The sequence below is a fragment of the Streptomyces sp. NPDC049627 genome (assembly GCF_044465645.1).
In the GTDB taxonomy this organism is placed as follows: Bacteria; Actinomycetota; Actinomycetes; order Streptomycetales; family Streptomycetaceae; genus Streptomyces.
In genome coordinates this window covers 1-19255 of the sequence record NZ_JBITLW010000016.1, presented here as the reverse complement: position 1 = coordinate 19255, position 19255 = coordinate 1, and the positions used below count along the sequence as shown (strand labels likewise).

At 70.5% G+C, this 19255-nt stretch carries 15 protein-coding genes and 1 pseudogene; 11 read left to right on the top strand and 5 right to left on the bottom strand.

The window, feature by feature from the left end; genetic code table 11:
- Positions 1-36 precede the first annotated feature (36 nt).
- Positions 37-1467, top strand: coding sequence for a cytochrome P450 (locus tag ACIBU0_RS36040; RefSeq protein ID WP_398827153.1), 1431 nt, complete (start codon positions 37-39; stop codon positions 1465-1467).
- Positions 1468-1482: 15 nt separating this feature from the next.
- Here the strand turns inward: ACIBU0_RS36040 and ACIBU0_RS36035 are convergent, their stop codons facing one another.
- Entirely contained in the window at positions 1483-2424 is a 942-nt protein-coding gene (locus ACIBU0_RS36035) for an RluA family pseudouridine synthase (RefSeq protein WP_398827151.1), read from the bottom strand.
- 853 nt (positions 2425-3277) lie between these two features.
- On the opposite strand from ACIBU0_RS36035, the gene ACIBU0_RS36030 reads away from it, so the two are divergent.
- Complete coding sequence (locus ACIBU0_RS36030) at positions 3278-3937, top strand: hypothetical protein (protein ID WP_398827554.1); 660 nt, start codon at positions 3278-3280, stop codon at positions 3935-3937.
- Between the two features lie 265 nt (positions 3938-4202).
- The gene (locus ACIBU0_RS36025; RefSeq protein WP_398827149.1) at positions 4203-5255 is read left to right on the top strand and encodes a hypothetical protein; all 1053 of its coding nucleotides are present in this window, start codon (positions 4203-4205) and stop codon (positions 5253-5255) included.
- A 461-nt stretch (positions 5256-5716) separates the two neighbouring features.
- On the opposite strand, the gene ACIBU0_RS36020 is transcribed toward ACIBU0_RS36025, so the two are convergent.
- Entirely contained in the window at positions 5717-7276 is a 1560-nt protein-coding gene (locus ACIBU0_RS36020) for an amino acid permease (RefSeq protein ID WP_398827147.1), read from the bottom strand.
- Between the two features lie 243 nt (positions 7277-7519).
- Between ACIBU0_RS36020 and ACIBU0_RS36015 the strand changes: the two genes are divergently transcribed.
- The 3 genes from ACIBU0_RS36015 (at position 7520) to ACIBU0_RS36005 (ending at position 10183) form a co-directional block, all read left to right on the top strand.
- Complete coding sequence (locus ACIBU0_RS36015) at positions 7520-8143, top strand: PadR family transcriptional regulator (RefSeq protein WP_398827145.1); 624 nt, start codon at positions 7520-7522, stop codon at positions 8141-8143.
- 214 nt (positions 8144-8357) lie between these two features.
- Complete coding sequence (locus ACIBU0_RS36010; protein WP_398827143.1) at positions 8358-9407, top strand: ABC transporter ATP-binding protein; 1050 nt, start codon at positions 8358-8360, stop codon at positions 9405-9407.
- Positions 9404-10183 (top strand): ABC transporter permease, encoded by a 780-nt coding sequence (locus ACIBU0_RS36005; protein ID WP_398827141.1) that lies wholly within the window; start codon positions 9404-9406, stop codon positions 10181-10183. Before ACIBU0_RS36010 ends, ACIBU0_RS36005 begins: the two co-directional genes overlap by 4 nt.
- 65 nt (positions 10184-10248) lie before the next feature.
- Here ACIBU0_RS36005 and ACIBU0_RS36000 read toward each other — a convergent pair whose 3' ends face one another.
- Positions 10249-11094: a siderophore-interacting protein gene (locus ACIBU0_RS36000; RefSeq protein ID WP_398827139.1), complete on the bottom strand. Its 846-nt coding sequence runs from the start codon at positions 11092-11094 to the stop codon at positions 10249-10251.
- A gap of 133 nt (positions 11095-11227) precedes the next feature.
- The gene (locus ACIBU0_RS35995) at positions 11228-12157 is read right to left on the bottom strand and encodes a 5'-3' exonuclease H3TH domain-containing protein (RefSeq protein ID WP_398827552.1); all 930 of its coding nucleotides are present in this window, start codon (positions 12155-12157) and stop codon (positions 11228-11230) included.
- 255 nt (positions 12158-12412) lie between these two features.
- On the opposite strand from ACIBU0_RS35995, the gene ACIBU0_RS35990 reads away from it, so the two are divergent.
- The 4 genes and pseudogenes from ACIBU0_RS35990 to ACIBU0_RS35975 all read left to right on the top strand — a co-directional run.
- Positions 12413-13492, top strand: a complete 1080-nt coding sequence (locus ACIBU0_RS35990; protein WP_398827137.1) for a glycine betaine/L-proline ABC transporter ATP-binding protein — start codon at positions 12413-12415, stop codon at positions 13490-13492.
- On the top strand, positions 13485-15311 hold the full coding sequence (locus ACIBU0_RS35985; RefSeq protein ID WP_398827135.1) for an ABC transporter permease/substrate binding protein: 1827 nt from the start codon (positions 13485-13487) through the stop codon (positions 15309-15311). The genes ACIBU0_RS35990 and ACIBU0_RS35985 overlap by 8 nt, the downstream gene beginning before the upstream one ends.
- A gap of 528 nt (positions 15312-15839) precedes the next feature.
- The gene (locus ACIBU0_RS35980) at positions 15840-16409 is read left to right on the top strand and encodes a helix-turn-helix domain-containing protein (protein WP_398827133.1); all 570 of its coding nucleotides are present in this window, start codon (positions 15840-15842) and stop codon (positions 16407-16409) included.
- Positions 16409-17010: pseudogene (locus ACIBU0_RS35975) on the top strand (helical backbone metal receptor); the annotation flags it as partial. The gene ACIBU0_RS35980 and the pseudogene ACIBU0_RS35975, both read left to right, overlap by 1 nt.
- A gap of 28 nt (positions 17011-17038) precedes the next feature.
- Here ACIBU0_RS35975 and ACIBU0_RS35970 read toward each other — a convergent pair.
- A complete protein-coding gene (locus tag ACIBU0_RS35970; RefSeq protein WP_398827131.1) occupies positions 17039-18163 on the bottom strand; it encodes a TDT family transporter in 1125 nt (374 codons plus the stop codon).
- A gap of 70 nt (positions 18164-18233) precedes the next feature.
- Between ACIBU0_RS35970 and ACIBU0_RS35965 the strand changes: the two genes are divergently transcribed.
- Entirely contained in the window at positions 18234-19157 is a 924-nt protein-coding gene (locus ACIBU0_RS35965; protein ID WP_398827129.1) for a LysR family transcriptional regulator, read from the top strand.
- Positions 19158-19255 lie beyond the last annotated feature (98 nt).

The window sequence follows — 19255 nt, the reverse complement described above, 5'->3', positions numbered from 1 at the left end:
CCTGAACCTCTCTTCCCGACCGGTACGGACGAGCCCATGGCCACCCCGCCACCCGGCTGCCCCGCACACGGCATCGGCCCAGGCGGGCTGCGCCGGCTGTACGGCCCCGGCGCGGAGGATCTGGGAGCCGTGTACGAGGAGTTGCGTGCCGAGTACGGCGCCGTGGCGCCTGTGCTGCTGCACGACGATGTGCCGATCTGGGTGGTGCTCGGCCATGCCGAGAACATGCACGCGGTGCGAACCCCCTCGCAGTTCTCCCGGGACACCCGGTTGTGGAACTCGATGCAGGACGGCACCGTCAAGCCCGACCACCCGCTCATGCCGCACCTCGCCTGGCAGCCCATCTGCTGCCACGCCGAGGGCGAAGAGCACCTGCGGCTGCGCGGCGCCGTAACCGGCGCCATGTCGACCATCGACCACCGAGGCATCCGCCGCTACATCAACCGCGCGACCCAGGACCTCGTCAACCAGTTCTGCGAGGAGGGCCAGGCCGACCTGGTCAGCCAGTTCGCAGAACGCCTGCCGATGATCGTGCTGTGCGAGATCCTCGGCATGCCCGACGAGTACAACGACCAGCTCGTACAGGCCGCCCGTGACCTGCCCAAGGGCACCGAGACCGCGATCGCCAGCAACGCGTACATCATGGACGTCCTCATGCGGCTCACCGCCAGCCGCCGGGCGCAGCCGAAGGACGACTTCACCAGCCATCTGATCAACCACCCGGCGCGGCTCACCGACGACGAGGTCGGCCAGCATCTGCGGGTCGTCCTGATCATCGCGTACGAGACGACCGCCAACCTCCTTGCCAACGTGCTGCGAGTGGTGCTCACCGATCCACGGTTCCGCGCTCAGCTCGGCGGCGGCCAGATGACGGTGCCCGAGGCGGTCGAGCAGTCCTTGTGGGACGAGCCGCCGTTCAGCACCCTGTTGGGCTATTTCGCCAAGCAGGAGACCGAGCTGGGTGGCCAGCGCATCCGGAAGGGCGACGGCCTGCTCGTGGGCCTTGCGCCGGGCAACGTCGATCCACGTGTCCGACCCGATCCCAAGGCCCACATGCAGGGCAACCGCTCCCATCTCGCCTTCAGCGGCGGTCCTCACGAGTGCCCGGGCCAGGACATCGGCCGCGCCATCGCCGAGGTCGGCGTCGACGCACTGCTGACCCGTCTGCCCGACGTCGAACTCGCCTGCGAGGAGCACGAGCTGAGCTGGCGGGCGTCCATCTCGAACCGGCACCTGGTCGAACTGCCGGTGCAGTTCGCGCCCAAGCACCAACAGGACGTCATGGCGCGCCCCGAGCACCCGTTGACGGCACAGCGCTCCAAGAACAGGCAGTTCAGCCCGCCACCGCGGCAGATGGCGGCCCCGGAGCCCGTTGCTCCGCAGCCCGCCGCCCCGGAGCCGTTGCCCGAAGCGGCGCGTCGGCGAGGGGTGTTCCGGCGGCTCCTGCGCTGGTGGCGCGGCGACTGAGCCGACGAGCCCGGGCTACCCGGCCCACTCGTCGTACGACAGCCAAGCCTGCAGCAGACGCGGGCTGACGAACCGGTGCTCGCGCCCCGTTACCGGATCGGTGAACTCCAGGACCCGTGCCAGCAGTTGGAGCGGACGCCGGAAGTCACCGGCCGCCACGGGGCCCGTCACCACCGGATACAGCGGATCACCAAGGATCGGCAGCCCCAAAGCGCTCATGTGCACCCGCAGTTGGTGCGTCTGCCCGGTACGTGGCACGAGCCGGTACCGGGCACGCCCCTCTCGGTGCTCCAGCAGCTCGATCCGGCTGACGGCATTGGGTTCGCCCTCGACCTCTCGGGCCGCTACCACGCCGCGCTCCTTGACGATCCGGCTGCGCACGATGCGTGGTAGGTCCACCGAGGGGTCGTACGGGGCCACCGCCTCGTACTCCTTCGCCACCTGCCTGTCGCGGAACAACGTCTGGTAAGCCCCGCGCTCCTCCGTGCGCACGGTGAACAGCACCAGCCCTGCCGTCAGCCGGTCCAGCCGGTGTGCCGCGCTCAGTGTCGGGACGCCCAGCTCCCGTCGCAGTCGCGCCAGGGCGCTCTCGGCGACATGGCTTCCTCGTGGCGTAACGGCCAGGAAGTGCGGTTTGTCGGCCACCACCACGTGCTCGTCCCGGTACACAACGTCGATCGCGAACGGCACCCGCTCCTCGTCGGGCAGCTCCCGATGGAACCACACGAACATCCCCGGCACATACGCCGTGTCCCTGGACACCGGACGCCCGGTGGCGTCCACGATCTGCCCCGCGTCCAGCATCTCGTCGATCACGCCGGGGCCGGCCGCCAGCCGCGCCACCAGATGATCCCGCACGGTCGCCCAGGCGTTCCCGGCCGGCAACCGGATCCGCACCGGATCCACCCCTTCGCGCTGCGGCAGGGGAGAGGGTGGGGGCGGAGTGCGGCGTCTCATCACGATCAAGTCTACGAGGGCACGACGGTGAGGACTCTGTCTCGTTTCGGTGGGGGCGTACGCGCGCGTGAGGTGTGGTGCGAATCTCGCGGAAGTACGCAGTGCGGGCCTTCTCCGGGGCGCACTCCGTAGGTCGCGTACGCATCGGTGCGTATATGCGTGCGCCTTACGCCATGGGCTTGTGGCTGGCACACTTCTAAACTTGTCCAGGTCGCAACAAGCCGTAACAAGCCGCAACCAGCCGCCTTGGAGCGGCGTGCTCCTCCTTTCGGCCGAGCGCGTGGGGTGATGTCTGTGGACCAGAGACCAACTGTGGGACAGGCGTTGTCGGAGATGCGGGTTCCCATCGCGGTGGGGGCACTGTCGGCGGAGCGGCTTGCCGAACTGGCAGGCGAGATCGGTGGGTTTGGCCTGCGCCGGACCGTCGACCTGCCCAAGGACGCCCCCGACGCCGACCGGGTCCGGGCGATCGCACCCTTCGACGCTGCGCCGTACACGATCGATCGGTCTCCTGCACATCGGCGCCGCCCTGCCCGGCGCCGGGTGACACCTCCTTGGCACCTTCACCGCTGGTGCGCCGCCCCTGGGCGGGGCGTTCGGCCTGTACGGCGAGTTGCTCGGCGGGTTCGGGGAGCCGGACGTCACCGCACGTCCCGCCTGGACGATCTTCGCGCAGGCAGACCCTGGTCCTGTTCACGCTCGCCAGCGGTAGGCGGCCCCCGCACTGCGCGGACGTCTTGGGGCGCCTTTTCGGCCACGTGGACTTGATCTAGGCTGACGGCGCCCACATTCGTGCAATCCTCAACGTCATTGGTGCGTTCCTACGTCGAGGACATGATTGCCCGAAGTCGCGATGCCGTACTGGCCCACGTCTCCTTCGCCCTGTCTCTGTCCCAGGCCTCCGTCGCGCGTCTGTGGCGCCCGGCGGACTTCACCATACGGAGGGCGCATGACCGCACCCGGCCCAGGCGTGTTATCGGCCGCCCACTCCGCCCATGGTGCCGCTCCGGTGGCCCATGAGCCGACCGATTGGTGGGGACTGTCCGACATTGACGCAACGTGTCCTCCGATGACCAAAACGCATCGCGAAGCCGGCCGTAATCGCCCCACCGGTTGCAACATCCCGCTCGCCGGCCATCAGGGCGACGAGGAGGTCACCGGCACCCTCGGTCACGCACCGGACCGTGTCCGCCTCGTCGACGGCCCGGCGGACGGCGAAGTCTTCAGGGGCCGATTCCTCAACTGCCGTCCCCGCCCGGCAGCGACATCTGCGATGCCACGCAGAACCGCCGGCTTGCCGGCCGCGCGACGGTTCGAGCCGGCCCGGGCGACATCAAGGCGTGCGCCAGACGGCCGCCCCCGAACTGCTCGGTGCCCTTTCCGCCTGGGCCTCGCCAGTGAGCGAGATCTTTCGACAACACATGCAACAGGGGAAAGAGATGTCACAGGAAATTCAATGCTCGATTCCACTTCCGGCGAGAACGTCTGCTCCCTCAGTGCCCGCCCAGGGTAGGCATTCAGGCCGCCTTGCGCTGTCCATCCGAGCCCGGCGCGGTCTGTGGCGGGACCTGTACCGCAACCACCGCAACGGCATCATCCTCGACGTCGACAGTTACGGCGCTCTGCGCTGCACCAGCGTGGGGATGGAATGTGCGCCTCGCGCCCTGTTGCATCGCGTGCTGCCGTCGGGCGCGTGGCGAGGCCTTCATCGGCTGCAATGTGGGACATGTGTCTGCATGAGCATGCAGCCGTTTCGCCTGGAAGCGGAGTAGAGCCTCATGAGGGATCGACCGGCTACCACCACTTTGGGGCCAAGCATGCAGATACCGAGCGTTCCCGTTCCCTTTACCGGCAGGATTGACCCGCGCGCCCGCAGCATCTGTGCGCAGTCCAAGGGGTGGGTCCAGCGGATGGGCATGATGTCGCCCGGCATGGCCGCCGAGTACTTCGACCGGCTTGCCTACGCCGACCTGGGCACCCGGTACTCGTATGGCGCCACCCGTGAAGGCGCCCAGATCCTGGCCGACCTGACATGCTGGTTCTTCCTTTGGGACGATCAGCACGACCGGTTGATCATCGAAGGCAAGGAATACGAGTGGCGCAGGCAGGTCACTCAGATCCGCGAGGTCGTCCACGACCCCTTCGGCTCGAACGCGGACCATCCGGCACCGCGAGCCCTCGGTGACATCCTGCGCCGCATCCGCCCCCACTTCTCCGGCGTGTGGTGGCGCCGCTTCACCCAGCACTGGGACGGAGTGGTGGCGGCCAACGACCGCGAGTTCGACAACCGCAGCGTCGGTGCCAGTGAAACCATCGACAACTACATCGAGCTCCGGCGCCGCTCCGTGGCCATGATCATGTGGATGGACCTGGTCGAACTGGCTGCCCAGACCGAACTGCCGCCGCAGCTCTACCGCACCCCCGAGTACCAGACCTGTGTGACTGCGACGGTCGACTATTGCGCCTGGTGCAATGACCTGCATTCCCTGGCCAAGGAGAGGAGTGCTGCCGACACCTCCAACATCGTCACCGTGATCAGCCGGGCCCGCGGCTGCAGTCTTGAAACAGCCGTTGAGGAGACCCTCCAGCGCATGGCCGCCCGCATCGAGGACTTCCGCCAAGCCGAGCAGAGGCTCAACGGCCGCATCGCAAACGGCATGCACCTTGATGAGGCCGTGCGGCAAGGACTGCACCGCTGTCTGCTGAGCATGAGGGACTGGAACGCCAACATGGACGCCTGGCACCGCATCTCCGCCCGCTACCTCGACGCCGCCCCCGGCGTCCGGCTCCAGCACTACAACGAGGATCTGGCCCGGCTGGGACAGGTTTGAGGTGTAGATCCCGGCGCTGGCAGCTCGACGGGACATGGACCGGTATCTGGGAGAAATTGCAGGTCAAGGTGGATGCCGGCGGGTGATCGCATGGGAGGTCTCAATCGACTCCACCGCCTGATTCACCTCGCTGTTGACGCCTCCTCCGCCGACTCCGTGGAGGAGGCCGGCGGCTGGATCGCGGGCTGGCACAAGGACTGGGGGGGGAGGGGGAGCGGACCGCGCAATGGGCCGTCGTGGACGTGAACACCGGCCGTCCGCTGGGCCGTGTGGCGCTGCGCGAGATACGGCTCGACGAGGTCACGGCCGAAAGTCGCCTACGGGACCACCGCCGAGGCCCGCGGCCAGGGCGTCGCCAACGCAGCGCCGCACTCCACGCTGACGGCCGGCCCGCATGCATCTGCGCGCGCGGCGGGCGGCTGACCCGACGACCGCCCGCGCACCCGTGGAGGTCGCCCGACCTAGACCGCCGTCTCCTGGTTCGGCGTCTTCTGCGCGGCCGTCGAGGCAGCCCTGAGGCCGCGGTGCGCCCGGAAGGCCGCACCCACCACGACCGTGGTGCCCAGGAACAACACCGTGAACCACTGGAACCACCAATGCCCACCCGCCGGGTCATACACCGCACCCCGCGGCCACGCGAGGTTGACCGTCATGGCGAGCCCGTACAGCAGGGCGAGCGTGTTGACCGGAACTCCCCAGCGGCCCAGAGAGAACAGGCCGGCGCCCGTCTCGTCGCTGCCGTCGGCGGTGAAGCGGCCGCGCAGGCGGGCCACCAGAAGCGGGCCGGTCACCATCGCGTAGGCCAGGTACAGCATCACGATGCAGGTCGTGCCGATGGCCAGGAACGCCTCCGGTGAGGCGAAGTTGAGCAGCAGCAGGGCCGCTGCCAGAACGCCGACGACCACCGCGGGCGCGCCGGGCATGCCCGTGCGCGGGCTGACCTTCGCGAGGCGGCGGGAGAACGGCAGTTGGCCGTCGCGGGCCATCGAGAACAGCATCCGGCAGGCGGCCGTCTGGATGGCGAGGGTCGCCACCGTGATCGCCACGACCACGTCGGCCAGCAGTGCCCTGCCCACGCCGTCGCCGAGGCTGCTGGTGAGGACGTAGCTCAGTCCGTCGACCGCCAGCCTGCCGTCCGTGAGGCTGGGGGCGGCGAGCAGGCCGCCGAGCACGAGCAGTCCGCCGAGCAGACCGGCGGCCCCCAGCGCGGTGAGGATCGTGCGGGGGGCGGTGCGGCGCGGGTGATGCGTCTCCTCGCTCATCTCGCCCGCGCTGTCGAAGCCGATCATCACGTACGCCGCCGTGAACGAGCCCACCAGCAGTGCGCCCAACAGGCCCGACTCGGCGGCGCCTTCGGTGTGGAAGGTGATGCCTGGGGAGCGTTCGGAGTGGGTCAGCAGCAGCGCGATGATCAGGAGCGCGCCGATGATCTCAGCGGTGACGCCGACGCGGTTGACCAGGGACAGCACCCGGTTGTCCAGGAGGTTCACGACCGTGGTGAGGGCCAGCAGGATCACGCCGAGCAGGGCGGCGTTCGCCGCGCCGTCCGCCGAGGTCGGTGCGGGGTCGGTGCCGATCACCTGGAAGCCGGACCAGAGCGCCGGCAGCACCATCTGCAGCGCCAGCGCGGCCGCCGCGACCACCACGATCTGCCCGATCACCATGATCCAGCCGGCGAACCAGCCGAAGGTGACGTTCGACAGGCGTGACGACCACTGGTAGATCGCGCCCGAGATCGGGTAGCGCGCGGCCAGTTCCGCGAAGCACGCCGCCACCAGCAGCTGTCCGGCGAGCACCGCGGGCCAGGCCCAGAAGAAGACGGGGCCGCCGAAGGCGTACCCGAAGGCGAAGAACTGGAAGACGGTCGTCAGGACGGAGATGAAGGAGAAACCCGCCGCGAACGACGCGTACCGGCCGAGGCTGCGGTGCAGTTCCTGGCGGTATCCGAACGCGGCGAGCATGCGGGCGTCGGGGTCGTGCGGCGGGTCCGGGCGGGTGTCGGCGGGGGCGGTGCTCGTCATGGCGGCAACCTGCTTTCGCACAGCGGCGCGAGAGTTCCTGTCGGGCGACAGAAATTAGGGAGGGGCTGTTTCGTTCGCATGACGTGCTCATGTCTGTGGCGGTCCCAAGTTCTCACGGTGGAGGTGCCGGGTTCTTCGCGGCGAGCGGTCAACGCGATACATCGTGTCCGGTTGACGGTTGCGGGCAGTCGCGATATGTTCGGTTGCGGATATTCGGAGGCGAGGTGGAAGGAGATGGTCGCCATGCCGAGGAAGCGCCGCAAGCTCACCAATCCGCTGGCGCTCGCCGTCATGACGACCCTCTGGCAGAAGCCGATGCATCCGTACGAGATCGCCCAGACCCTGCGCAGCCAGGGCAAGGACGCCAGCACGAAGATCAACTACGGCTCGCTCTACACGGTCGTGCAGAACCTCGAGAAGCACGACTTCGTCGAGGTGGCCGGTGTGGAGCGCCAGGGCAACCGCCCCGAGCGCACGGTCTACGGGCTCACCGAGGCCGGGCGCGAGGAGATGGCCGAGTGGCTGTCCGACCTGCTCGCCGTACCGGCGAAGGAGTACCCGATCTTCGAAACGGCGCTCTCGCTGATGGCGGCGCTGCCTCCCGACGAGGTGGTGCGGCTGCTGGAGACGCGGCTGAGCTCGCTGGAGGTGCAGGTGGCCAGTGGTCGGGGCGCGCTCGAGAAGCTCTACGAGAAGCTGCCGAGGCTGTTCCTCGTCGAGGTCGAGTACCAGCTGCACATGGTCGAGGCGCAGGCGCAGTGGGTCGGCGGTTTCCTCGAGGAGATCAAGAAGGGCTCGCTGCCCGGCGTCGACGAGTGGCGGCGCTTCCATGAAACGGGGGAGTTGCCGGCCGAGTTCACGCCATGAGAAGGGCCCCGGAAGGGGTCGTGAGCAAGACCCCGGAAGGGGTGGGGAGAAAAAAACCCCGGCGGGCTGTTGCAGCAGCTCCACCGGGGTCTCGAACCCCGAAACGGATCCGCCGTGCGGCGCAGCCGGGTCATCGAGGTGCGGCACACCCAGGATAGCCCGGCGCTCCTCACGCGGAACGATCACGCATCCGCTCATCAGGAGAGCAGTCGTCATGAGTACTCCCAGCAGGGCCACCCGTGCGCCCGCAGTCGAGACGCGTCAACTGACCAAGAACTACGGCGATGTCACCGCCCTGGCCGGCATGGACATCACCGTCGAGCCGGGCACCGTCTTCGGCCTCCTCGGTCCCAACGGCGCCGGCAAGTCCACCACCGTCAAGATCCTCACCACCCTGGCCCGCCCCGACTCGGGCTCGGCCACCGTCGCCGGCCACGACGTGCTGCGGCACCCGGACCGGGTGCGCCGCGCGATCGGCGTCGTCGCCCAGAATTCCGGCGCCGACCCGGTCGCCACGGGCCGCGAGAACCTTCAACTCCAGGGCAGGCTGTACGGCTTGAGGGGTGCGTCCCTGAGCCGTCGCGTCGCCGAGCTCCTCGACCGCTTCCGGCTCGCCGATGCCGCCGACCGCCCCGTCAAGGGCTACTCCGGCGGGATGCGCCGCCGTCTCGACGTCGCCCTCGGTCTGGTGCACCGACCCGAGGTGCTCTTCCTCGACGAGCCCACCACCGGTCTCGACCCCGAGACCCGCGCCGCCATGTGGGACGAGATCGGGCGCCTGGCCGGCGAGGACGGCATGACCGTCCTGCTCACCACGCACTACCTGGAGGAGGCCGACCGGCTCGCCGAGCGCATCGCGATCGTCGACCGCGGCCGGGTCGTTGTCGCGGGCACCCCGGACTCCCTCAAGGGCGAACTCCGCGGCGACGCCGTCCATGTGGAACTGCGGGCCGCGGTCGGGGAAGCAGGGGGTGCGCTGCTCAAGGGCGCCCTCGGCAGGCTGCCGGGCGTGCACGAGGTGCTGGTCGACGGGCGCCGCGTCAGCGTCCGCACCGACGAGGGAGCCGCCGCGCTGCCCGCGCTCCTCGCCGCACTCGAACGTGCGGGGGCCGGCGTCGCCACCGCGACCGTCGCCCGTCCGTCCCTCGACGACGTCTACCTCCGTTACACCGGCCGCCGTTACACGCAGGCCGAGGCCCCGGCCGAAGCCGACAGCACCGAGGACGCCGTTCTCGCCGGTGCCGCAGCGGGAGGTGCGCGATGAGCACGGCCGCCGTCGCCCAGACCTGGTACATGACGCAGCGTCAACTCATGGTGTTCGTACGGCAGCCCGCGTACGCGATCATCACCCTGATCCAGCCGGTGATCTGGCTGTTCCTGTTCGGCAGCCTCTTCAGGAAGGTCGTCGAGCTCGGCGGCTTCGGCACCGGCACATACCTCGACTACCTGGTGCCGGGCGTGGTCGTGATGAGCGCCCTCAGCTCCAACATGTGGGCGGGGATGGCCACGCTCGACGAGATCCAGCGGGGCACCCTCGACCGGTTCCTGACCACCCCGGTCAGCCGGGCCGCCCTGATGAACGGCAACGTCGTCAACAACGGCCTGGTCACCGCCCTGCAGTCGGTCGTCATCGTGCTGCTCGGTCTGCTGGGCGGCGCCGACTACCCGGGCGGCGTCGGCGGCATCGCCGTGCTGGTCCTGGCCTCGGTCCTGCTCGGCACGGTCTTCGGGGCGCTGTCCAACGCGCTCGGCATGCTGGTGCGGGAGCGGGAGTCGATCATCGGCATCAACACCTTCCTGCTGCTGCCGCTGACCTTCCTGTCCTCCGCCTTCATGGCACCGTCGCAGATGCCCGGCTGGATGCGGCACATCGCCGACTTCAACCCGCTCGACTGGGCCATGGTCGCGGGCCGCTCGGCGATGTCCGACCACCCCGACTGGGGTGACGTCCTACTCCGGGGCGGCGGGCTGCTGGCACTGGCGGCCGCGGCGGTGTGGCTGTCGATCCGGACGTTCCGCTCGTACCAGCGGTCGGTGTGAGCGCCCGGGCACGGTGAAGGGGCGGCGCCCTCTCAGGCGCCGCCCCTTGGACGTCCGTCGGCGGGCTAGGCGGCCGGCGCCGCCCCCTCCTGCTCCGCCTCGATCCGCGCGTTCCAGTCCCGCTTGGAGGCCTGCCAGCCGTCCTCGTTGTGGCCCAGCCGCCAGTACCCGGAGATCGACAGGTCCTCGCGGGGCACACCGCGCTCGACCCTCAGCAGCTGGCGCAGCTCCTTCACGAAGTGCGCCTCGCCGTGCACGAACGCGTGCAGCCGGCCCTCGGGGAACTCCAGCGCGCGTACGGCCTCGACCAGTGCCTCGCCGACGGGACGGGAGCCGCGGTGCAGCCAGACGACCTCCACATCGGAGTCGATCTTCTGCTCCTCCTCGGGGCCGGAGACCTCCACGAAGGCGTACGCCGTGGCGCCCTCGGGCAGCGACTCCAGGGAGCGGGCGATCGCGGGCAGCGCACTCTCGTCACCGACGAGCAGATGCCAGTCGGCGTCCGGGGCGGGGGCGTAGGCGCCGCCGGGGCCCATGAAGCGCACGGTCTCGCCGGGCTGGGCCCGCATCGCCCAAGGGCCGGCCAGGCCCTCGTCGCCGTGGAGCACGAAGTCCAACGTCAGTTCACGGTGCTCGGGATCCCACGCCCGCACCGTGTACGTCCGGGTCACCGGCCACTGGTCACGGGGCAGTTCCTCGCGGAGGCGCTCCAGGTCGAAGGGCTCGGGATAGCTCACACCCTCGGGGGAGAACAGGATCTTCACATAGTGATCCGTGCAGGTGTCCGCCGCGAAGTCGGCGAGCCCCTCACCGCCCAGCACCACACGCTGCATATGCGGGGTCAGCCGTTCGGTACGGATGACCTGCGCGGAGTGGGGTTTCCGCGGCTTGCGGGCAGAGCGTAGTGCCATCACTGGCCTCCCTCGTTCCAAGCTTAGGTTTACCTAAGTTAGCACCTCCGTCCGGCGAATGCCGCCATGACTCGATCAGAAAAGGCGCATGTCTCCATCACAAGGAACGAATTCCCCGCGCCAAGAACGCCATTCATGCCTCCAGCGTCAGCAGCAGCCGCTGCAGTGACCCGCCCAGGCCCCACCGCACCGCCAGCTCGTCCAGTCGCGCCGAGTCCCGGGGCGCGCGCGGCAGTGTGGGGTCCACGTCGGGCAGGGGTACGTCGTCCGCGACCCGTACCACGGTCGGCGCGACGGCGACGTAGGGCCGCGCCTCGTCCAGCCGCTTGCGCTGCGACGGTGTCAGCCTCGCCTTCGGGTCGTCGACCGCGGCCATGATCCCGGCCAGGTCCCCGAACTCGGCCAGCAGCTTCGCGGCCGTCTTCTCGCCGATACCGGGCACGCCGGGCAGGCCGTCGCTCGGGTCGCCGCGCAGCAGCGCCAGATCCGCGTACCCGCGGCCGTCGACGCCGTACTTCTCGCGCAGCCATGCCTCGTCGGTGAGCTGGAGGGTGCCCACACCCTTGAGCGGGTACAGCACCCGCACGCCCCGCGCGTCGTCCACCAGCTGGTACAGGTCGCGGTCGCCGGTGACGATGTCGACCGGGCCCTTGGCCCGCGCGGTGAACGTGCCGATCACGTCGTCCGCCTCGTACCCCTCGACCCCCACGCGCGCGATGCCGAGCGCGTCGAGGACGGCCTCGATGACCGGCACCTGCGGCGACAGGGTGTCGGGCACCTCCTCCTCGTCCGGCCCGGTCTCGTGCTCCTCGGCGACCCGGTGCGCCTTGTATGAGGGGATCAGCTCGACCCGCCACTGCGGCCGCCAGTCGGCGTCCATGCAGGCCACCAGCTCGGCGGGCCGGTGGTCCTTGACGAGGCGGTCGATGAAGTCGAGCAACCCGCGCACGGCGTTCACCGGTGTGCCGTCCGGGGCCTTCACGGAGTCCGGGACGCCGAAGTAGGCGCGGAAGTAGAGCGAGGCGGTGTCGAGGAGCATCAGTCGTCCGGTCACGCCTCGCATCATGCCGTACGGCACTGACAGCGGCCGTGCGGTGCGGCACCGGCGCGGTCCTGCCGTGCGGCACCGGCAGCGGTCCTGCCGTGCGCTCCACCCGCGCAACGGGTTGCGCCCTGCGCCCTTCCTGTGGCCTGGACCACTTGTGCGTTTGTGCCCGGAGAACCCGGGCAGGCGCGGCCTCGGAGCGACGTTGCTTGCGCATTCAACTGCCCCGGCCGTCGTCGCTCCGTTCATCTGCCGTCGAGACAAGAGGTACCCGTGTCATCCAGGCTTGAGGCCGAACATCTCTACAAGGTGTTCGGCAGACGACCGGACGAGGCCGTCGCGCGGCTCCGCCAGGGAGCCGACCGTGAGGAGCTGCGCGCCGACGGCACCACCGCCGCCGTGATCGACGCCTCCTTCACCGTGGACCCGGGCCAGATCTTCGTCGTCATGGGCCTGTCCGGATCCGGCAAGTCCACCCTGCTGCGCATGCTCAACGGGCTCCTGGAGCCGACCGCGGGCCACGTCCGCTTCGACGGCCAGGACCTGACCGCGATCGGCGACCGTGAGCTGCGCGAGGTCCGCGCCAAGAAGATCAGCATGGTGTTCCAGCACTTCGCGCTGTTCCCGCACCGCAGCGTCCTGGAGAACGCCGCCTACGGCCTCGCCGTCCAGGGCGTGCCCCGCGCCGAGCGCGAGAAGCGCGCCGCCGAGGCACTGGAGCTGTGCGGCCTGGCCGGCTGGGAGAAGTCCTGGCCCGACGAGCTGTCCGGCGGCATGCAGCAGCGCGTGGGCCTCGCCCGCGCCCTCGCCACCGATGCCGACCTGCTGCTCATGGACGAGTCCTTCAGCGCGCTCGACCCGCTGATCCGGCGCGACATGCAGGACCAGCTGCTCGAACTGCAGCGCACCCTGAAGAAGACGATCGTCTTCATCACCCACGACCTGAACGAGGCCATGCGGCTCGGCGATCGCATCGCGGTCATGCGCGACGGCCGTATCGTCCAGACGGGCACGGCGGAGGACATCCTGCTGCGCCCGGCGAACGACTACGTCGCCTCCTTCATCCAGGACGTCGACCGCTCCCGCGTGCTGACCGCGGGCGCGCTCATGGACACCTCCGTCACCGCCGACGCCCCGCTGTGCGCCTGCGAGACCGCGAGCCCCGAGACACCGTTCACGCAGCTGTGCGCGATCAGCGCCCGGCTGGCGCACCGCGTCTCGGTCGTGGACGAGGACAACCGGGTCGTCGGCGTCGTGCCGCGGCAGCGGCTGCTCGGCTTCCTCGGCGAGGAGACGGCCGACCCCGCGCCCTGCGACAACCCGGACGGGGGGAAGGTGATCGCCCATGCCTAGGCTGCCTCTCGGCGACTGGGTCGACTCCGGTGTGGACTGGCTCGTCGACCACATGGGCTGGCTCTTCGACGCGATCAAGGCGGTCGTGGAGGGCATGTACGACGGCGTCGACGCCGTCCTCACCGCCCCCGAGCCCCTGCTCCTGGCGGGCATCCTCGCCGTGCTCGCCTGGTGGCTGCGCGGACTGGTCGGCGGCGTCCTCGCCTTCGCCGGGTTCGCGCTGATCGACTCGCTGGACCTGTGGGAACAGGCCATGTCGACGCTGGCCCTGGTGCTCGTCGCGACCGTGATCGCGCTGGTGATCTCGATCCCGCTCGGCGTCTGGGCGGCCCGCTCCAGGACGGTCTCCGCCGCCCTGCGGCCCGTCCTGGACCTGCTGCAGACGATGCCGTCGATGGTGCTGCTCATCCCGGCCATGCTCTTCTTCGGCCTGGGCACCGCCGCCGGCGTCGTCGCCACCCTGATCTTCGCGCTCGCTCCCGGCGTCCGCATGACCGAGCTCGGCATCCGCCAGGTCGACGCGGAGCTGGTCGAGGCCGCCGAGGCCTTCGGCACCGCACCGCGCGACACCCTGCTGCGCGTCCAGCTGCCGCTCGCCCTGCCGACCATCATGGCGGGCATCAACCAGGTCATCATGCTGAGCCTGTCGATGGTCGTCATCGCCGGCATGGTCGGCACCGGCGGCCTCGGCGGCGCGGTCAACCAGGCCATCGGCCAGCTCGACATCGGCTTCGGGTTCGAGGCGGGCGTCGGCATCGTCGTCCTCGCCATCTACCTGGACCGCATCACCGGCGCGCTCGGCGCCCAGATCTCCCCGCTCGGCCGCCGGGCCGCCGCCAAGGCCCGCGCCGCGGGCGCCACCAAGGTCTGGAACTACCGCCCGCGCCCCGTCGTCGCGATCGCCGGCGTCGCCGTCCTGGCCCTGGTCGCGGGCGGCCTGAGCACCTTCGGCTCCTCCTCCGGCACCGCCGAGGCCTCCGCCTCGGACGTCGGCAAGGGCAAGGAGATCAAGATCGGCTACATCCCGTGGGACGAGGGCATCGCCTCCACGTACCTCTGGAAGGAACTGCTGGAGCGCCGCGGCTTCAAGGTCACCACCACCCAGTACGCCGCAGGCCCGCTCTACACGGGCGTCGCCACCGGCCAGATCGACTTCCAGACGGACGCCTGGCTGCCCACCACGCACGCCGAGTACTGGGCGAAGTACGGCAAGCAGCTCGACGACCTCGGCTCCTGGTACGGCCCCACCTCCCTGGAGCTCACCGTCCCGTCGTACATGAAGGACGTGAACTCCCTGGAGGACCTCAAGAGCAAGGCCTCCGACTTCAAGGGCAGGATCATCGGCATCGAGCCGAGCGCCGGGATGATGGGCCTGCTCAAGGACAAGGTCCTCAAGGAGTACGGGCTGGACGGCACGTACGACGTCGTGGACGGCTCGACGCCCGCGATGCTCGCCGAGCTCAAGCGGGCGTACGCCAAGCAGGAGCCGGTCGTCGTCACGCTCTGGTCGCCGCACTGGGCGTACAGCGACTACGACCTGAAGAAGCTCAAGGACCCGAAGGGCGCCTGGGGCAAGGGCGACGGCGTGCACACCCTCGCCCGCAAGGGCTTCGCCGACGACAATCCCCAGGTCGGCGAGTGGCTGAAGAACTTCTCCATGACCGAGAAGCAGCTCACCGGCCTGGAGTCGAAGATCACGAAGGCGGGCAAGGGCAAGGAGCAGGACGCCGTCCGCAGCTGGCTCGAGCAGAACCCGGGCCTGCTGGACAAGTGGGCTCCGGTCGCCGGATCGGAGCACAAGAACCAGGCGGCCGGGTGACCTGACGGACCCGGACCGCCGCCCGAGGGGCGGGTCGCGCCGTACGGTTTCCCCTCCCGTACGGCAGGCCCGCCCCTCGTGGTGTGCCCGCACCGTCACACCGCACGCCTACGAAAAGGATCCGGCCAACCACGCAGCGCTACCCCACCACCTGAACCCGGCCGGACCAACTCCCTTCCCCCGGCGGGGATTTGACGGCCCCGGGCGCGACCCCCGATCGGCCTTCCGGCCAGGCCGGCGGGCCGAGGGGCAACGGAACACCGACGGCCGCCGGAGTATGGAACAGAACAACAGCTCTCTTGTGCTGAGCGCGAGTCAGGAGTGGTATGGGGGTGCCCGGTGCATCGGGCGCACCCCTGCGCTGGCGCGAACGCATGGGTCGTACTCCCCCCGATGCGTCGTCGATGTGACGGGCGCATGAAACGGTTTGCCGAACATGCGTAGGGTGCAAGGAACTCAACAGACGGTGTGTGCCCGGCGGCGGGCGTGCGGACAGTGGACCGACGAGCGAAGGAAGGAGCCGGAGCGATGGGTGACCACAAGGATCAGCCCCTTCGAGTGGGCGCGGCCGTGCGGCGGCGGCGCCGTGCGCTGGACCTCACCCTCGCCGTCGTGGCCGAGCGCAGCGGCCTGTCGGTGCCCTTCCTGAGCCAGGTCGAGAACGACCGGGCACGTCCCAGCAGAAGCTCCCTCGAAAAGGTCGCCGACGCCCTGCGTACGACCGCCGTCGAGCTCCTCGCCGCGGCCGACCCGGCGTGCAGCGTCGACGTCGTACGGGCCGACACCACCGAACTGGCGCCGCAGCCACGGACCCGGTCCCTGGTGCGCGGTCACCACCAGATGCACGCCTCGGAGTTCACCGGCGACCATGACGCGGGCCGTGAATTCCAGTACCGCAACGACCAGTTGATGTACGTCGCGGACGGCGCCGTGGAGATCGAGGCGGAGGGCCGCGCCTACCGGCTCGGGCGGGGCGACACCCTGTACCTCACCGGCGGGGTGCGCCACCGCTGGCGCGCGACCGTGCCGGACACGCGCGTGATCGTCGTCGCGGTGGCGGAGCACATCGAGGCGGTCCGGGACCGGCCGGGACGCTGATGCACGTCGTCTCCCTGGTGCCGTCCCTCACGGAGGCCGTGGCCGTCTCGGCCCCCGGCGTTCTCGTCGGCGCCACGGACTGGTGCAGCCACCCCGCCGGCCTGGACGTCACGCGCGTCGGCGGCACCAAGAACCCCAAGGTCGAGAAGATCCTCGCGCTCAGCCCCGACCTGGTGATCGCCAACGAGGAGGAGAACCGCGCCCCCGACCTCGCCGCCCTCCGCGCGGCCGGCGTCGAGGTCCTGGTGACCGAGGTCCGGAACGTCCCGCAGGCCTTCCGCGAGCTGGCCCGCGTACTGGACGCCTGCGGTGCGGCGGCACGCCCGCGATGGCTGGACGAGGCGGAGCAGACCTGGTCCTCACTCCCGCCCCCGGAACGCCGTACGACGGCCGTGGTGCCGATCTGGCGGCGTCCCTGGATGGTGCTGGGCCGCGACACCTTCGCGGGCGACGTCCTGGCCCGCCTCGGCGTGGAAACCTGTACGCGACGCACGAGGACCGCTACCCCCGCATCCCGCTGGACGACCTGCGGGCAGCGGCCCCCGACGTCGTCGTCCTGCCCGACGAGCCCTACCGCTTCACGGCCGACGACGGCCCGGAGGCGTTCCCCGGACTGCCCTGCGCCCTGGTCAGCGGACGGCACCTGACGTGGTACGGCCCGTCACTGGCCGAGGCGCCGCGGGTGCTGGCCGGGGCCCTGCGAGCAGCGCGCCGCTGACGACGCCACGCACAGTGCACGCGGCGACGACGGTCCACGCCGCGACGAGGACGACGTACAGCCCGACCGCGAGCCCGTCGAACACGACGAGCCCGGTGTGCCGGGCCAGTGCCTCGGCGCCGGTGACACAGGTACCGACCGGGAAGGTGAACGCCCACCACGTCATCGCGAACCCCATGCCGTGCCGGCGCGCCCGCAGGACGTGAGCGGTGGCGAGCCCGAACCACAGCAGCGCGAAGCCCATGACGGGCACGCCGTGGAGGACGGCGAGAATGCCGAAGCCCTCGCTGTACGGGGCCGGGACCACACCCGGCGCGACGTCCGCGAAGATGCCGACGGCGGTGGTGGACTGCCCGAGCGGACCCAGCACCAGGAACAGGCTCGGGGTGAGGATGAGCGGCAGCGGCCCGCCGGTGACGATCCGGGCGAAGACCAGCGGCAGCATCAGCAAGGTCGCGAGCAGACTCAGCCCGAACAGGGCGAAGCAGGCGAAGAGCAGCGTCTCCCGGGCCTGCCCGGACGGAAGATGCGGCACCAGCAGCGGCCCGAGGGCGGCGGACACCATCGGCGCGACGAGCGGCAGCAGCCACACGGGCGTGGCCTGCGACGGCTCGATCCGATGGCGTACGGCCATGAGGTACGGCACGGCGACGGCGGCCGCCAGCCCGACGACCGTACCGGCCGTGAACAGCACGGCGTCGAGCGCGACCGCCGCCCCGGTCCCGATCCAGTCCCGGCCGACGGTCAGGGCACCGCCGCCGACGGCCGACAGGGCCATGGCCAGGCAGCCGTAGAAGGGCGCCGTGGCCGGGTCGAGGAGGTGGGCGCGGGCCTGGTCGCGGTGGTGGGTCCAGTGCAGGGCGCGGGCGGCGAGCAGGATGACGAGCAGGGCGAGGGAGAGCGCCCAGACGGCCGCGCAGGCGGTACGCAGGCCGGGGACCCGGACCGGCAGGGCGGCTCCGGCGGTGGCGACGGCGGCGGTGCCCATGACGGCGGAGTACCAGTTGGGTCCGAGATGACGGACGGCGGTGACCATGTGCACAGGGTCCTGTCGCCCGTCGTCTCCCACCAGGGACTTTGCCTCTATGGGCACATAAACTGGGCTTATGGCAGAGGTGGCGGAGGGGCAGTTTCGCGCGGGATCCCTGGCACATCGCGTCCCGGATCTCGGGGCGTTGGAGCTGTTGCTGGCGGTGGCGCGGCTCGGGAGTCTCGGTGGGGCGGCGCGGGAACTCGGCATCACACAGCCGGCGGCGAGCAGCCGGATCCGCTCGATGGAACGCCAGCTGGGTGTCGCACTGGTGGACCGTTCACCGAGAGGTTCCCGGCTCACGGACGCGGGGGCGCTGGTGACGGACTGGGCGCGGCGCGTCGTGGAGGCCGCGGAGGCGTTCGACGCGGGGGCGCAGGCGCTGCGGGACCGGCGTGACTCGCGGCTGCGGGTGGCGGCGAGCATGACCATCGCGGAGTACCTGCTGCCGGGCTGGCTGCTCGCCCTGCGCGCCCAGCGTCCCGACACCGCGGTGTCGCTGCTCGCCGGGAACTCCGCGGCCGTCGCCGAGCGGCTGCTGGCGGACGAGGCGGACCTCGGCTTCGTGGAGGGGCTGACGGTGCCGACGGGGCTGGACTCGGTGGTCATCGCCCACGACAACCTGATCGTGGTGACCGCGCCCGGTCACGCCTGGGCGCGTCGCCGGCGCTCGCTGGAGGCCTCCGAGCTCGCGGCGACGCCGCTGATCCTGCGTGAGAAGGGCTCCGGCACGCGGCAGGTCCTGGACGCGGCCCTGGGCGGGCTGGCCCGGCCCCTGATCGAGCTGTCCTCGACGACGGCGGTCAAGGCGGCCGTGGTGAGCGGGGCGGGGCCGGCGGTGCTGAGCGAGCTGGCCGTCGGCGAGGAACTGTCGATGCGCCGGCTGGTGAGTGTGCCGGTGGCGGGCGTGTCCCTGGCACGGGACCTGCGGGCGGTCTGGCCGACGGGCCACCGCCCGGTGGGCCCGGCACGGGACCTGCTGTCGCTGACGCGGGGTTAGTTCCTCGCCCCCGCCGCCCCTACCCGTCCCGTCCCTGGGGGCTGCGCCCCCAGACCCCCGCTTCGGCCCTGAAGGGGCCTCGTCCTCAAACGCCGGAC